Source organism: Wenjunlia vitaminophila DSM 41686 (genome assembly GCF_000380165.1).
In the GTDB taxonomy this organism is placed as follows: Bacteria; Actinomycetota; Actinomycetes; order Streptomycetales; family Streptomycetaceae; genus Wenjunlia; species Wenjunlia vitaminophila.
This window is the reverse complement of the sequence record NZ_KB904658.1, coordinates 69,502-83,614: the sequence shown is the minus strand read 5'-3', so window position 1 is coordinate 83,614 and position 14,113 is coordinate 69,502. Positions and strand designations below refer to the sequence as shown.

The window sequence follows — 14,113 nt, the reverse complement described above, 5'->3', positions numbered from 1 at the left end:
ACCGGCGACCGCGCTGGGAGCGCCGCCGAAGGACCGCCTCAGGTACCCGTCAGGTGTTCCGGCCGGACCGGCACCCGACGCAGGGCCAGACCTGTCGCCGCCCGGATCGCGGCGACCACCGCGGGGGTGGAGGAGAGCGTCGGGGCCTCACCGATCCCGCGCAACCCGTACGGGGCGTGCTCGTCGGCCAGCTCCAGGACGTCCACCGGCATGGTGGGCGTGTCCAGGATGGTGGGGATCAGGTAGTCGGTGAACGACGGGTTCCGCACCCGGGCGCCGTCCGCGACGACGATCTCCTCCATCACCGCGAGCCCCAGTCCCTGCACACTCCCCCCGTGGATCTGGCCCACCACCGCCTGCGGGTTCATGGCCCGGCCCACGTCCTGCGCCGCGGCCAGCTCGACGACCTTGACCAGGCCCAGTTCGGCGTCCACCTCGACCACCGCCCGGTGCGCGCAGAACGAGTACTGCACGTGTCCGAAGCCCTGACCGTTCTCGGGGTCCAACGGTTCGGTGGGGCGGTGTCGGAACTCCCGCTCGAGATCGATCACGTCGTCGCCCAACACCTGGGCCAGGTCGGCGAGGACCTCACCCCCAGCGGTGACGACCGCCCCGTCGCGCAGCCACAGCCCGTCGCCCCGCCACCCCGGGTGGGTGTCGCCGAGCCGCTCCCGGCCGAGCCGCAGCACCTCCTCGCGCACCAGCAGGCAGGTGTTCCGCACCGCGCCGCCGGTCATGTACGTCTGGCGGGACGCCGAGGTGGAGCCGGCCGAGCCCACCCGGGTGTCCGCGGGGTGGAGCACCACCTTGGCGACACCGAGCTCGGTCCTGGCGATCTGCGCCTGCACGGTGACCCCGCCCTGGCCCACCTCGGCCATCGCGGTGTGCACCAGCACCACGGGCTCGCCGTTCACCACCTCCAGCCGCACCCGGGCGGTGGAGTAGTCGTCGTACCCCTCGGAGAAGCCGACGTTCTTGATCCCCACCGCGTAGCCGACGCCGCGGACCACCCCCTCGCCCCGGGTGGTGTTGGACAGTCCCCCGGGCAGCGCCCGCAGGTCGAAGCCGGTGCCGGTCCCCACCGCCGTCTCCCACTGCCGGGGTGGCGGCAACGGCCGGTCGCGGACCAGGCGCAGCAGTTCGGCGACCGGGGCCGGCGCGTCCACCGGCTGCCCGGTGGGCATGGTCGCGCCCTGGGACATGGCGTTGAGCTGCCGCAGGCTGACCGGGTCCATGCCCAGCTCCGCGGCGAGCCGGTCCATCTGGGACTCGTAGGCGAAGCACGCCTGGACGGCCCCGAACCCGCGCATCGCGCCGCAGGGCGGGTTGTTGGTGTAGAGCGCCAGTGCCTCGATGTCCACGGTGTCGCAGACGTACGGTCCGAGGCCGAGCGAGGCCGCGTTGCCGACCACGGCCGGGGAGGACGACGCGTAGGCCCCTCCGTCCAGCACGATCCGGCCCCGGACGTACACCAACCGGCCGTCCCTGGTCGCCCCGTGCTCGTACCGCAGCCGCGCCGGGTGCCGGTGGACGTGGCCCACGAACGACTCGTCCCTGCTGTACACCATCTTCACCGGCCGCCCGGTGCGCAGCGCCAGCAGGCAGGCGTGGGCCTGCATGGACAGGTCCTCGCGGGCGCCGAAGGCACCGCCCACCCCGGACAGGGTCAGCCGCACGAGTTCCCTGGGCAGCCCGAGCACCGGCGCGAGTTGCTCGCGGTCCACGTGCAGCCACTGGGTGGCGACGTAGAGGTCCACCCCGCCGTCCTCGGCGGGCACGGCCAGTCCGGACTCCGGGCCCAGCGGCGCCTGGTCCTGCATGCCGAGTTCGTACTCGCCGGTGACCACCACCTCGGCCCGGGCCTTGGCGGCGGCCAGGTCGCCCCGCCGCACCGGCTGGTGGTGCACCACGTTGGGGTGCGGAACCCGGTCCGCGTAGTGGTCGCTCCGGTTCGGGTGCAGCACCGGCGCCCCGGGGGCGGTGGCCGTGGACTCGTCGGTCACCAGCGGCAGTTCCGCGTACTCGACCCTGATCCTGGCCGCGGCCCGCCGGGCGGTCTCCGGGTGGTCGGCGGCGACCAGCGCCACCGGCTCGCCGTGGTACCGCACCACGTCCCCGGCGAGCACCGGCTGGTCGGGGATCTCCAGTCCGTAGTGCGTGGCCGCGGGCAGGTCGGCGTGGGTCAGCACCGCGTGCACCCCGGGGACGGACAGGGCCTCGGTGGTGTCCACGGAGACGATCTCGGCGTGCGCGTGTGGGCTCCGCAGGGTGTGGCCCCACAGCATGTCCCTGGCCCACAGGTCGGAGGCGTAGGCGAACTCGCCGGTCACCTTGAGGACGCCGTCCGGGCGCGAGGCGCTCTCGCCGACGCCGCCGTGGCCCCGCTGGGCCAGGTCAGTGGGGGTGCGCAGGATGTCCACGGGTCACTCCCCCGGTTCCGGCTCGGACCGGGGCGCGGGCGGGGCTTCGGGCCCCGGGGCCGTCGGGGCCGCCCCGGCGGCGGACCGGGCCGCGGCCAGCCGGACCGCGTCCAGGATCTTCTCGTAGCCGGTGCACCGACACAGGTTCCCGGAGAGGGCCTCCCTGATGTCCGCGTCCGACGGGGACGGCTGCCGCTCCAGCAGGGCGTCCGCCGTGACCAGCAGTCCCGGGGTGCAGAAACCGCACTGGACGGCGCCCGCGTCGACGAACGCCTGCTGGATCGGGGCCAGCCCGCCCGGGGGACCGGCCCCGTCGGCGAGCCCCTCCACCGTGCGCACCTCGCGGCCCTGCGCCTGGCCGGCGGCCACCAGGCAGGCGCACACCACCTCGCCGTCGAGGCGCACCGTGCAGGAGCCGCACTCGCCCTGCTCGCAGGCGTTCTTGGAGCCGGGCAGACCGAGCCGTTCGCGCAGCACGAACAGCAGGCTCTCGCCCTCCCACACGTCGTCGGCCTCGTGCCGGCGTCCGTTGACGGTGAAGCTCACGCGCATGCCCGTCCCCACTCCTTACCCCGGTACTCGTCCCAGACCCAGTCCAGGGTCCTGCGGGCCAGCACGGCCAGCGCGTGCCGCCGGTACCCCGCGGTGCCCCGCACGTCGTCGATGGGGTTCGCCGCGGCCACGACCAGGTCGGCGAACTTCCCCGCGACCGCGGGCGGCACCACCCCGCCGCTGTCCCACAGCCCGGCCTCGTCCAGGGCCTGTTCCAGGAAGCGCTCCGCGGCGCCGGCCCGCACGGGGGTGGGCGCCACGGAACCCAGGCCGGTGCCGACCGTCCGGGTGGCGGGGTGCAGCGCGAGACCGAACGCGCACACGGCGATGACCATGGCGTTGCGGGTGCCGACCTTGGAGAACTGCTGCGGCCCGTCGGCCCGTTTGATGTGCACGCAGCGGATGAGTTCGTCCGGCGCGAGGGCGTTGCGCTTGACGCCGGTGTAGAACTCCTCCACCGGGATGCGGCGGGTGCCGCGCACCGAGGCCACCTCGACCTCGGCGCCCGCGGCCAGCAGCGGCGGGTGGGAGTCCCCGGCCGGTGAGGCCGCGCCGAGGTTGCCGCCCACACCGCCCCGGTTGCGGATCTGCGGGGACCCCACGGTGTGGGCGGCCAGGGCGAGGCCCGGCAGTTCGGTGGGGAGCTCGTCGATGATCCGGGAGTACGGGACGGCGGCGCCCAGCCGCACCGTGTCCGCGCCGACCTCCCACTCCCGCAGTTCGACGATCCGGTTGAGGTCGATCAGGGCATCCGGACGGCGCAGGCCGAAGTTGATCTCGACCATGACGTCGGTGCCTCCGGCGATGGGCACGGCCGACGGGTGCGCCGCCTTGGCGGCGAGCGCTTCCGTCCAGTCCGCGGGACGCAGGAACTCCATGGCCGCCCTCCCGGTGCGGTGGTCGGTGACTGGGGGCCGCCGTGGCCGCCGGGCGGTCTTCCGCCGGTGGCCGCCGCGGTCGGGTGGGGACTGTGTTTCCTGGGGGGTGCTGCCAGTACACAGGGCCGGGGCCGTTCGGGTGCAGTCACCGAAGCCATGAAGCGCCCACGGAACCCGACGCGTCTCCTTGTAGGTTCCTCCCAATCCACCGGGACGGAAAGCTGGCGGTACCGAACGGACCCAGGTGGGCGCGCGGGATGGCACCGTCTACGGGCGACGGGTCAACCGCGCCGGTCCGAACCCGGCCGACCCGGCGCGGGGGCCACGGACGCCGGTGGACGACGGTGACCGCGGACAGCACCAACGGGCACCCCTGGCGGGGCCGGGACGGGGAGACGATGCGGCTGCGGGCACTGCTGGACACCGACCTCCTGGGTCTGCGCCTGCTGGCCGGCGAGACGGAACTGGACCGCACGGTCCGCGGGGTGATGACCACTGACCTGCGCGACCCCTCCCGTTACCTCAGCGGTGGCGAACTGGTCCTCACGGGCCTGGCCTGGCGTCAGGAGCCGGAGGACTCCGAACGGTTCGTCCGCATCCTGGTCGCCGCGGGGGTGGCCGGTCTCGCCGCCGGCGAGGCCGAGCAGGCCGGCATCCCCGGGGACCTGGTGCGCGCCTGCGACCAGCACCGGCTCCCGCTGTTCGCCGTGGACGAGAAGGTGGCGTTCGCGGTCATCACCGAGCACGTGGCCCGGCGCATCTCCGCGGAGCGCGCCGGAGACCTCGCCGGGGTGGTGGTGCGGCACCGCCGGCTGGTCTCCTCCGGCGCCGAGGACGGAGGGCTCGACGCCGTCCTCGGGCTGCTCCGCACCGACCTGGACCTGCACGTGCACGTGCTGTCCCCGATCGGTCGCAGGATCGCCGGGGTGCGGCCCGCGCTGCCCGACCAGGTCGCCACCCAACTCGCCGGCGAGTTGCTCTCCGCCCGGCGGCGGGGCCGGCCGGTGCCGCACCGCGCACGGGCGGACGGGAAGGGGTACTCGTTGTTCCCGGTCACCGGCGACCGCGGGGGGCAGGAGCACGGGGACCCGCGGCGGGCCCCCGTGCTCTCCGACTGGCTGCTCGCGGTGGCCGCGGACAGCGCCGACTGGCCCAGGGAGCGCCTGGACCTGGTGCACGAGGTGGCACGTCTGGTCGCGGCGGAAAGGGACCGGCGCGAGGCGTCCCGCACCGTGCGCCGCCGCCTCGCCCAGCAGGTCCTCGGTCTGGTGCGGGACGGGGCCGCCCCCACCGACATCGCCGCCCGGCTGCGGGTGGCCGCCCCGGTGCTGCTGCCCGGCGTGGCGGCGGTGCCGCACTGGCAGGTGGTGGTGGCCGCCGTCGAGTGGCGCGGCGTCCCGCCGGGTTCGGCCGGGGCCCTGGCCCAACCGCTACTCGAGGAGGCGCTCGCCGAACCCGGTCGACGCGGCCAGGACCTCGCCGAGCGCATCGCGGTGGCCCATGACGCGGTGGAGGCCGTCGCCCTGATCCCGTTGCCGTCGGCGCCGACGCCCCAGGTGCCGCCGTCCTCCACCCCGGTCCGGGGGAACCACGGGGCGGCCCCGGTCCCGGGGGGCGGGGCCGGGTTGCGCGCCGCCGACCTGCTGGCGGCGCTGGAGGCCCCCCTCACCCGCGGGCTGGCCGACGAGGGCCGGTTGACCCTGGGGGTCAGCGCAGTGGTGCACTCCGCGGAGGGGCTGCGGGGGGCGCTCGAGGAGGCGAGGCACGCCCGGCGGGTGGCCGCGGCCCGTCCGGGGGCGGTCTGCGCGGCGGGCCACGAGGAGCTGGCGTCCCACGTGCTGTTGCTGCCGTTCGTGCCGGACGACGTGCGACGGGCGTTCACCGCACGCCTGCTGGAGCCGCTCGCCTCCTACGACCGCCGGCACCGGTCGGGTCTGGTGCCCACCCTGGAGGCGTACCTGGCGTGCGACGGGTCCTGGACCCGCTGCGCCGACCGGCTGCACGTGCACGTCAACACCCTGCGCTACCGGATTGGCCGGATCGAGCAGCTCACTGGCCGGGATCTGTCCCGTCTCGAGGATCGGCTGGATTTCTACCTGGCGCTGCGGATGCGCTGAACGTAAGTCGCCGGCGCCCTGGGACCGGCGCCCTCCCCCGAACCGGTGGTCCGAATGCGCCGCGGCCACCCCCCGACGACGCGAACACGTGACCCATGTCATATTTGATCAGCTACGGGGTCGGCACCCTCTTGGCTTCGGGCCGGGAGCGTGCTGCACTTCGCACATTGCGGACAACACCGGCGTTGCTCGTACCGGGAGGGGCTGGCTGTGGGGGAGACCGCCGAGGCGGACGTATGGCGGCTGAGGTCGCGTGGGTGCTGGGCCGAGGCCGCCCGGCTGCTGAAGGACTCGATGGACGGCGCGCCGGAGCCGCGTGTCGCCCTGCAACGCACCGCGCTGCTCGTGGAGCAGTGCATGTTCACCTCGGCGGGGTGGAGCGAGGCGGAGGACGCCCTGCGACTCGCGGAGGCGGTGGCCCGCACCGACGCCGAGCGGGGGGAAGCCGCCTGTGAACGCGGCTACCTGGCCTACGCGTCCACCGTCCTCGGGGTCCGCGACCGGGCGGACGAGGCGCGGGCCGCGTTGGGCCGCAGCGCCGCCCTGCTGGAGCCGGACTCCCCGGGCCGCCCGCTGCTGGACTTCCGCCGCGGACTGATGGCCGAACACCTGGCCCGCAACGCCCCGGCCGCCCGCGCCGCCTACCGCCGTGCCCACGCCGGCGCCACCGCCCGCGGCGACGCGCTGCTGACCTCGTTCACCTGGCGTCACCTCGCCGGCCTCGCCCTCCAGGACGGCAACCTGGACGAGGCCCGCCACGGCTTCACCGAGTCCCTGCGGCTGCGGGAGTCCCTCGGGTACCTGGTGGGTGTGGCCCCGGCGCTGAGCGCCCTCGCCGACGCCCATCCGGAACCGGACGCCTCCCGCCTCAGGGCCGAGGCCAGTCGCCTGGTCCAGCTCCTCGGTGGAATCCCCGTCTGGCTCTCCGCCCAACTCGCGGCCTGAACCAGCCCGCCCGGCGGCCTGTCACCACGCCGGGGGCACCGCGCCCGCGAAGTGCTCCCGGACCAGCGCCTCCACGGTCTGGAGCTCCCCGGCGACCAACGCCTCGAGCAGCACCGCGTGTTCCGTCGCGTCGGCCACCAGGTCGGCGGCGCGGTCCGGGAGGCGGGAACGCCGGTGCAGGTCCGAGGCGACAGCGACCAGTTGGCCGTTGCCGGACAGGGCCAGCAGCGCGCCGTGGAAGCGGCGGTCGGCGTCGGCGTAGGCGGCCCGGTCCCCGGACGCCGCCGCCTCCACCGTGGCGTCGGCGAGGGGGCGCAGACCGGCCCACCGCTCGGGAGGGACGCTGCGGGCGAGGCGCAGCACCACCGGCACCTCGAGCAGCGCCCGCACCTCCGCCAGCTCGGCCAGCTCCCGGTCGCTGCGCCCCACCACGAGGAACCCCCGGTTGGGCACGGTCCGCACCGCGCCCTCGCGGGCGAGCTCGCCCATCGCCTCGCGCACCGGGGTCGCCGACACCCCGAACCCCACGGCCAGCGCGCGGGCGGAGTACACCCGCCCCGCCTCCAGTTCCCCGCAGGCCAGCGCGTCCCGCAGGGCGCTCAGCACCTGTCCCCGCACCGAGTGGCGACGCGGTCGCCCTGGCCGTTCCGCCGAGTCCACCCCGGTCTCCTTCCAGCCGTCCCCCGTTGCCGCCCCAGAATGTCACCAGCGTCCGGGAAGGCGCGTTCAACGGTGATCCGTTAAGGTAAGCCTTACCTGTTCACTCGAACACCGTACGGCCTTCAGCGGGTGATCGAACGATGCCATTCGTGGACTGCTACGCCCGACTCAGTTCGGCGTTCCCCGGGCTGCGCGTCCATCAGGGTCCGCCGCGCTCCGGGGGCGGCTGGACGCCGTCCACCGCGCTCGCCGAGGACGCGGGGGCGCTCGACGCCCTGATCGCGCTGGAGGCCGCCGACGGGGAACGGCTCTACGGGACGCCCCTGCGGCCGGACGTGGCGGCGAGCTTCGCGCTGCACCGCTACGCCTGGCCGGCCTGCCTGTTGATGTCGGTGCCCTGGTTCCTGGACCGGCGCGTGCCGCGGCTGCCCCCGGAGCGGGTCTCGGTGAACCGGAGCGAGCACCGGATGACCGTGGAGATCAGGGAGTTCTCCTGCCTGCCCGGCGACCCGGCCGCCCGACTGCCCGGGGCCAGGGTCGTTCCCGACGAGGAGGCCCTGCGCGGGGCCCTCCGGGCAGCGGTGGCCGAGCACCTGGAGCCGTTGTTGGCCGCTTTTCGGCCACGGATGCGCCGCGGCCCACGAGCGTTGTGGGGGATGGCGACCGACGAGCTGATCGAGAGCCTGTGGTATCTCGGCCATCTTTTCAACGAGGAGGATCGCGCCGCGGCAGCGTTGGCCGCGCTGCTCCCCGGACGCACCCCCCCGTTCGTCGGGAACGCCGACCTACAGCCGGCACCCACGCCCTCCGGGGCCTACCCCCAGCACGCCCGCACCCGTCTGAGCTGCTGCTTGTACTACACGCTGCGGCCCGAAGAGGTCTGCGCGACCTGCCCGAGGAGCTGCGAGAGCCAGCGTTCCGAACGGTTGGTCGCGAGCTGACGCGACGCCACCGACGCCCGCGCCACCACCCCGGACCACCCCGCTGCCCACCTGTCCGGAAACCCCGTCCGGCCGTTCGAGCGACGGCGAACACGCGGTCGACCACGCCGAGAACGGCGGCGTCCCGTTCCCGTCCCCTAGCTCGAAACGCTCTATGCCCAGTCTCTTGTCCGCCAAGATGGTGCGCGCCCGACGCCCTCAAGGAATGCGAGGCTGGAACCTCTCATGACCATCTCGGACGCACCGCTGGCCTGGGGCCTCACCGGATGCACCACGCTGGCGTTCGCCGCCTTACTCGCGGTCTTCCTGCGCAGTCGGCGCCGCAACGCCGATGAGGAGGCTCCCGCCGACTCCTGGGAGAGAAGCGAGGAGCGCCGCCGGCGCAAGGAAACGGTGTACGGCATCGCGTCCTACGTCCTGCTGTTCTGCTGCGCCGCGGTCGCCGCCGCGCTCTCCTTCCACGGCCTGGTCGGCTTCGGCCGGCAGAACCTCAAGCTCTCCGGGGGCTGGGAGTACCTGGTGCCGTTCGGCCTCGACGGGGCGGCGATGTTCTGCTCCGTGCTGGCGGTGCGCGAGGCCAGCCACGGTGACGCTGCACTGGGTTCGAGGATGCTGGTGTGGCTCTTCGCCGGGGCCGCTGCCTGGTTCAACTGGGTGCACGCCCCCCGCGGGGTGGACCACGCGGGCGCCCCGCACTTCTTCGCCGGGATGTCCCTCTCCGCGGCCATCCTGTTCGACCGCGCGCTGAAGCAGACCCGCCGTGCCGCGCTGCGCGAACAGGGCCTGGTGCCGCGCCCCCTCCCCCAGATCAGGATCGTCCGCTGGCTGCGCGCGCCCCGGGAGACGTTCCGCGCCTGGTCCCTGATGCTGCTGGAGAACGTCCGCAGCCTGGACGAGGCGGTGGAGGAGGTCCGCGAGGACAAACGCCGCAAGGAACAGGAACAGCTCCGGCGCCGCGCCGCGGACAAGGCAGAGCGCGCCAGAATCCGGGCGTTCAACCGTCAGCACCGCCGCTGGCCGCCCCGGCCCGGAGGACGTCAGCTCCCGGCCGTCGCCGGCCCGGAGGCGGCGCTGGCGACCTCGGCTGGCGGCGCCCCGGTCCCGGCGCTCCCCGAGCCCGCCCACGCCACGACCGCGGAGCCGTCGCCCGGCAGCCACCGCGCCCTGCGCCCCGTCCAGCAGAAGGACCCGTCCCCCTCGGGCGAGCACTCCATCGACCTGACGGCAGAGGACGACACGCTGACCCTCCCCCGCCTGGACTCCCTGGAACGCAAACTCAAGGACCTCGAGCAGCAGTTCGGGTGATACCGCCGGCATGAGGGCGGGTGTCGGCAGTCGCCGGCACCCGCCCTCAGCCTGTTGGGAAGGGCACGGCTCAGGACCCCAACGGCCCGCGCGGCCGGCCCCTGTGCGCCCGGCGCGCCAGTCGGCGCAGCAGACGCACGCGGCGGCCCCAGCGCGCCGGATGCGCCACCGCGCCGGTGCAGGCCAGTTCCGCCCGGTCCAGGCCGTCCTCGAGGCACGCGTCGTGCAGCGGGCGCCAGACCAGGGGCCAGGTGAGGCGGGCGGGTCCACGGGCGTCCATTGCCAGGGTGTGGCGCAGCAACGTGTGGTCCGGGTCCACGGGCAGGACGGTGAACTCGTGGAAGCCGTGGAAGCCACGCGGACCGCTGAAGGTGAACCGCACCCACCTCGAGGGGACGTGGGCGGCGACCGTGTAACGCACCGGCCCGTGGCCCCCGACGGCCCCGGGCGCCAGGGGGCGGTCGAACTCCATCGCCGGCCACCGGTGGTGCGGCCACAGCACGTCCGCGTCGGAGGACAGCGTGTCGATCAGTGCCCCCACCGCGTCCTCCCCCGCGGACAGGACGCGGTCGTGCACGTTGTAGACGGCCACGTTGACCCCTCCCAGCTTCTTTCTAGAGACCACTCTCTATTTGTTGTGGAGAGTACCCTCCAGCCCATGGCCCGGCCACCCCGTTTCGACACCGCGCGGCTGCTCGACGCCGCCGTGTGCCTGGCCGCGGCCCACGGCCCCGCCGGGGTGACCATGTCCGCGGTCGCCAAGACCGTCGGGGCCCCGAGCGGTTCGGTCTACCACCGCTTCCCCGGAAGGAACGCGCTGCTCGCCGAGGTGTGGCTGCGGACCGTGGAACGGTTCCAGGACGGCTACCTGGGGGCCCTGGACTCCGCCGCCAACCCGGTGCGGGCGGGGTGCGCCGCGGCGCGCCACGTCGTCGGCTGGAGCCGCGCGCACCCGCAGGAGGCGGCCCTCCTCCTGCACGGCGCCGACGAGTTCGGGCGCGCCGACTGGTCCGCGGAGCACGTCCACCGCGCCCAGCGCGGGAACGAGCGCGTCCGCGCCGCGGTGACCTCCCTCGCCACGGGCCTGGGCGCCGAAGGCCCCCGGGCCACCGAGCGGATCGCCCTCGCCCTGGTGGACCTCCCCCTGTCGCTGGTCCGTCGCCACCTGCGCGCCGGCACACCGCTGCCGGCCCACGCCGAGGACCTCGCCGAGGAGTGCACCGCCGCGCTGTTGGGCGCACCGCCCGCGGGGAGCACCCCACCCCCGGGCGTTCCGACCACTGGCTGAGGGGAACCACGACCGGGACACCCCCCGAGCCGCGTTTTGCCCGCCGGGGCGGGTTGTGCGAGTCTCTTGACCTCGTCCTCCGGAAAGGACCGGTCGTGACGCTCGGCATGGTGCTCGGCGATTCCCCCTCCTGCGCTTCGACGCGGGAGCGGTAGCCCTGCCCACCCCGACGCTCGTGCCCGTGCCGTAGTGGCACGGGTGCCCGCCTGCTCCTCGTCGAACTGCTCCTCCTGTGCCCCCGCACGTTCGACCACCAGGAGCACGTGGTGTCCACGATCCACTGGACCGAGAGCAACGCCCCCCGTTCCGCCCGCTGGCACTCCGAGAACGCGACTCCCCCTCCCCACCGGGTCATCAGTGCCGATGACCGTGTGAAGGCCGACACCGCCTACCGCCAGGCCTGCGAAGGCACGGCCCTGCTGTGGCGGGGCGACTTCCACCACGCACGCCAACTCCTGCGGGCCATGGGCCGCCGCATCGACCGGAAGCCTCCTGGGCGGGGTGACGGGCCGGCAGGTTCCTTCCACCTGCACCGCCGGGCCCGCAGTCACCGGGCCCGCGTACTGGGCAGGCTCCTGGTGCTGCTGGAGGCCGACCACTCCCTGGCCCTGCGCAGGACCCCCGACGTACGTGCCGCGTGCACCGAGGCGTACGGTCCACCGTCCACACCCATGGCGGTGTCCCTCACGGAGTTGCTGGGCGTGCTCGGAGCGCACCAGTGGCGCAGGAAGGGCGTGTGGGTACCGGCCCTCGGTGCCCACATCCACCCGCACTACGGCGTGTTCTCCCCGGTCAGGGGCGAGTACGTCGACCTCGTCGCGCAGGCACCGCTCCCCGCTCCGGCAGGTCGTCGCGCCGCTCGCCGAACCGTTGCTTTCGATGTCGGCACGGGGACCGGGGTGCTCGCGGCCGTCCTGGCCCGCCGGGGACTCGACCACGTCGTGGCCACCGACATCAGCCCGCGTGCCCTGGCCTGCGCACACGAGAACATGCGCCGGTTGCGGCTCACCGGGCGCGCCGAGGTGGTCGGCCCCGCCCTCTTCCCCGACGGGCGCGCGGACCTCGTCGTCTGCAACCCGCCCTGGGTTCCCGCCCGGCCCTGCTCCGAGGTGGAGCGGGGCGTCTACGACCCGGGTGGCGCCATGCTCCACGGCTTCCTGCACGGGCTCGCCGGCCACCTCGAACCGGGAGGTGAGGGCTGGCTCGTCCTGTCGGACCTGGCCGAGCACCTCGGGCTCAGGACGCGTCGCGAGCTCCTGGCCGTGATCGAGTCAGCGGGCCTGCGGGTGGTGGGCAGGACCGACACCACGCCGCGGCACCCGCGCGCCAAGGACCCCTCTGCTCCCCTCCACGCCGCCCGCGCCGCGGAGGTCACGTCGCTCTGGCGCCTGACCGGCGCCTGACCGTTCCGACCCGGGGCCGGCAGCCCCGGGTCCGGCACCTCGAGCCGCTCCGCCCGGGTGCACCGGCGGCTCGGCGGCCCATCAGCCGGCCCCCGGTCAGCTCTCCCAGACGACGCAGGCGGTGCGGTCGTCGGCGAAGCCCTTGACCCGGATCTGCACGTCGCCGAGGAAGCCGGCGAGGCCGGGGGGTGGGTGGGGCGCCGCCCAGCGCTCGGCGAGGGCGGCGGCCAGGGCCGGCTCGCCGCGCAACGGGGCGGCCATGCCCTCCGAGCAGAGCATCAGCGCGTCGCCCGGCCGGGCCACCGAGGCGCGGAAGCGGAAGGCCGGCGGGGCGACCTCACCAGCCGCGCCCGGCTCCGGGGGCACCTCCCCGGCGGTGCCCGGCACGACCCGGGCACCGGGGGCCAGCGGCTCGAGGTCCTGCCACTGGTCCTCCCGGAGCCGGAACAGGCCGCCGGGCCCCACCCCGAAAAAAACCCGGACGTTGCAGTGCGGATCTGCGGGGAGCAGGAGGCAGCGCAGCGACGCCGGGGAGCCGTCCGGATCCTGCCCCGCCTCCTGGGCGTGCAGGCGGAGCTGGCCGAGGCAGCGGTCGGTGAGGCGGTGCAGCCCGGACTTCAGGGCGCCGCGCCTGGCCGACCGGATGTCCAGGGCCAGGCGTTCGCTGTGCCGGCCCACGGCGGAGGCGATCCACCGACACGCCTCCCGGGCCGCGCGGTGCGAGCCCTCCGCGGACCGGGAACCGGAGGCGACGGCGAGCAGCACCAGCGCGTCGTCCGCCTCGCCGAACCTGGCAGCGAGCACCGCGTCGCGGCGGGGCTCGCCCCGGTAGCGGGCGGAGTCACCGCGGACCGAGGCGATCCGCACGGTGAGCCGGCCGTACCGGGCGCCGTCCAGGACGGTGTCCGGGGTCAGGGACTCCAGGTCCTCGGGGTCGGCGGTGGGCCAGGCCGTGGGCTCCGGGTCGTAGGTGGGCGGGCGGTCACCGACGTGGGAGGGCGGTTCCCCGGCGGGGTGGACGGCCGGCGCCAGCGGCTCGGGCGGGGCGACCGGGCCGAGCCGGAAGGACGACGACAGCCGGGGGTCCCTGGGCTGCGGCACCGCCGGCGCGGGGGTTGCCACGGCGGCGGGCTCGACGACGTGGGGTTCCGCGGCGGGAGGTTCCGGCGCGGGAGGCTGCTCGACCGGCGGCTGCGCCGGCGGCGGGGCCGGATCGTGGGCCCCCTGGCCCGCGGGGTGCGGGTCCCCGGGCGCGGGCGCCGGGGGCTGGGGCGCCGGGGGCTGGGGCCTGTGGACCGGGGTCGGCTCGGGGGTCGGCTCGGGCGCCGGGCCGACCGTGGGGGCCGGGCCGAACGCTCCCCCGGCAGCGGGGGGTGCCTGCTGTGCCGGCGCGCCCGTGCCCTCGGCGGAGGGGACGCGGGCGGTAGCCGGTCCTTCCGCCGTCTCCCGGCGAGGCGGACTGATCATCGTGTGGACGCCGTCGAAGCGGTCGTCCACGGTGTCGGCGCCGTCCGCTGGCGCGGTGTCGCCGGTCGGCGCGCCGTAGAGCTGCTGCCACCACTCGTCCTCGTCTCGGTGGCCCGGTTCCCCCTGCGTGCTCATGG

At 75.1% G+C, this 14,113-nt stretch carries 12 protein-coding genes; 6 read left to right on the top strand and 6 right to left on the bottom strand.

Going from position 1 to position 14,113, the window contains the following annotated elements:
- Positions 1-38: 38 nt before the first annotated feature.
- Genes pucD through A3IG_RS0108895 form a run of 3 tightly spaced genes read right to left on the bottom strand, consistent with a single transcriptional unit; the run spans position 39 to position 3,850 of the window.
- Positions 39-2,420, bottom strand: a complete 2,382-nt coding sequence (gene pucD / locus A3IG_RS0108905) for a xanthine dehydrogenase subunit D (protein ID WP_018383210.1) — start codon at positions 2,418-2,420, stop codon at positions 39-41.
- 3 nt (positions 2,421-2,423) lie between these two features.
- Entirely contained in the window at positions 2,424-2,972 is a 549-nt protein-coding gene (locus A3IG_RS0108900) for a (2Fe-2S)-binding protein (protein ID WP_018383209.1), read from the bottom strand.
- Positions 2,963-3,850, bottom strand: a complete 888-nt coding sequence (locus A3IG_RS0108895) for an FAD binding domain-containing protein (protein ID WP_018383208.1) — start codon at positions 3,848-3,850, stop codon at positions 2,963-2,965. The genes A3IG_RS0108900 and A3IG_RS0108895 overlap by 10 nt, the downstream gene beginning before the upstream one ends.
- A 398-nt stretch (positions 3,851-4,248) precedes the next feature.
- On the opposite strand from A3IG_RS0108895, the gene A3IG_RS0108890 reads away from it, so the two are divergent.
- Entirely contained in the window at positions 4,249-5,967 is a 1,719-nt protein-coding gene (locus A3IG_RS0108890; protein ID WP_026220050.1) for a PucR family transcriptional regulator, read from the top strand.
- A gap of 210 nt (positions 5,968-6,177) precedes the next feature.
- Positions 6,178-6,912, top strand: coding sequence for a hypothetical protein (locus A3IG_RS0108885; protein ID WP_018383206.1), 735 nt, complete (start codon positions 6,178-6,180; stop codon positions 6,910-6,912).
- Positions 6,913-6,933: 21 nt separating this feature from the next.
- Here A3IG_RS0108885 and A3IG_RS29070 read toward each other — a convergent pair whose 3' ends face one another.
- Complete coding sequence (locus A3IG_RS29070; protein WP_018383205.1) at positions 6,934-7,572, bottom strand: GntR family transcriptional regulator; 639 nt, start codon at positions 7,570-7,572, stop codon at positions 6,934-6,936.
- Positions 7,573-7,712: 140 nt separating this feature from the next.
- Here A3IG_RS29070 and A3IG_RS0108875 point away from each other — a divergent pair, with 140 nt between their 5' ends.
- Both A3IG_RS0108875 and A3IG_RS0108870 read left to right on the top strand, forming a co-directional pair.
- Positions 7,713-8,513 carry a (2Fe-2S)-binding protein gene (locus A3IG_RS0108875; RefSeq protein ID WP_026220048.1) on the top strand — a complete coding sequence of 267 codons (801 nt, stop codon included), beginning with the start codon at positions 7,713-7,715 and terminating at the stop codon, positions 8,511-8,513.
- Positions 8,514-8,738: 225 nt separating this feature from the next.
- Complete coding sequence (locus A3IG_RS0108870; RefSeq protein ID WP_018383203.1) at positions 8,739-9,818, top strand: DUF2637 domain-containing protein; 1,080 nt, start codon at positions 8,739-8,741, stop codon at positions 9,816-9,818.
- Between the two features lie 70 nt (positions 9,819-9,888).
- Here A3IG_RS0108870 and A3IG_RS0108865 read toward each other — a convergent pair whose 3' ends face one another.
- Entirely contained in the window at positions 9,889-10,410 is a 522-nt protein-coding gene (locus A3IG_RS0108865) for a hypothetical protein (RefSeq protein ID WP_018383202.1), read from the bottom strand.
- Between the two features lie 66 nt (positions 10,411-10,476).
- Between A3IG_RS0108865 and A3IG_RS0108860 the strand changes: the two genes are divergently transcribed.
- Positions 10,477-11,106 (top strand): TetR/AcrR family transcriptional regulator, encoded by a 630-nt coding sequence (locus A3IG_RS0108860; RefSeq protein ID WP_018383201.1) that lies wholly within the window; start codon positions 10,477-10,479, stop codon positions 11,104-11,106.
- 266 nt (positions 11,107-11,372) lie between these two features.
- Entirely contained in the window at positions 11,373-12,509 is a 1,137-nt protein-coding gene (locus tag A3IG_RS0108855) for a methyltransferase (RefSeq protein WP_018383200.1), read from the top strand.
- Positions 12,510-12,605: 96 nt separating this feature from the next.
- On the opposite strand, the gene A3IG_RS0108850 is transcribed toward A3IG_RS0108855, so the two are convergent.
- The gene (locus A3IG_RS0108850) at positions 12,606-14,111 is read right to left on the bottom strand and encodes a protein phosphatase 2C domain-containing protein (protein WP_018383199.1); all 1,506 of its coding nucleotides are present in this window, start codon (positions 14,109-14,111) and stop codon (positions 12,606-12,608) included.
- Between the last annotated feature and the right edge of the window lie 2 nt (positions 14,112-14,113).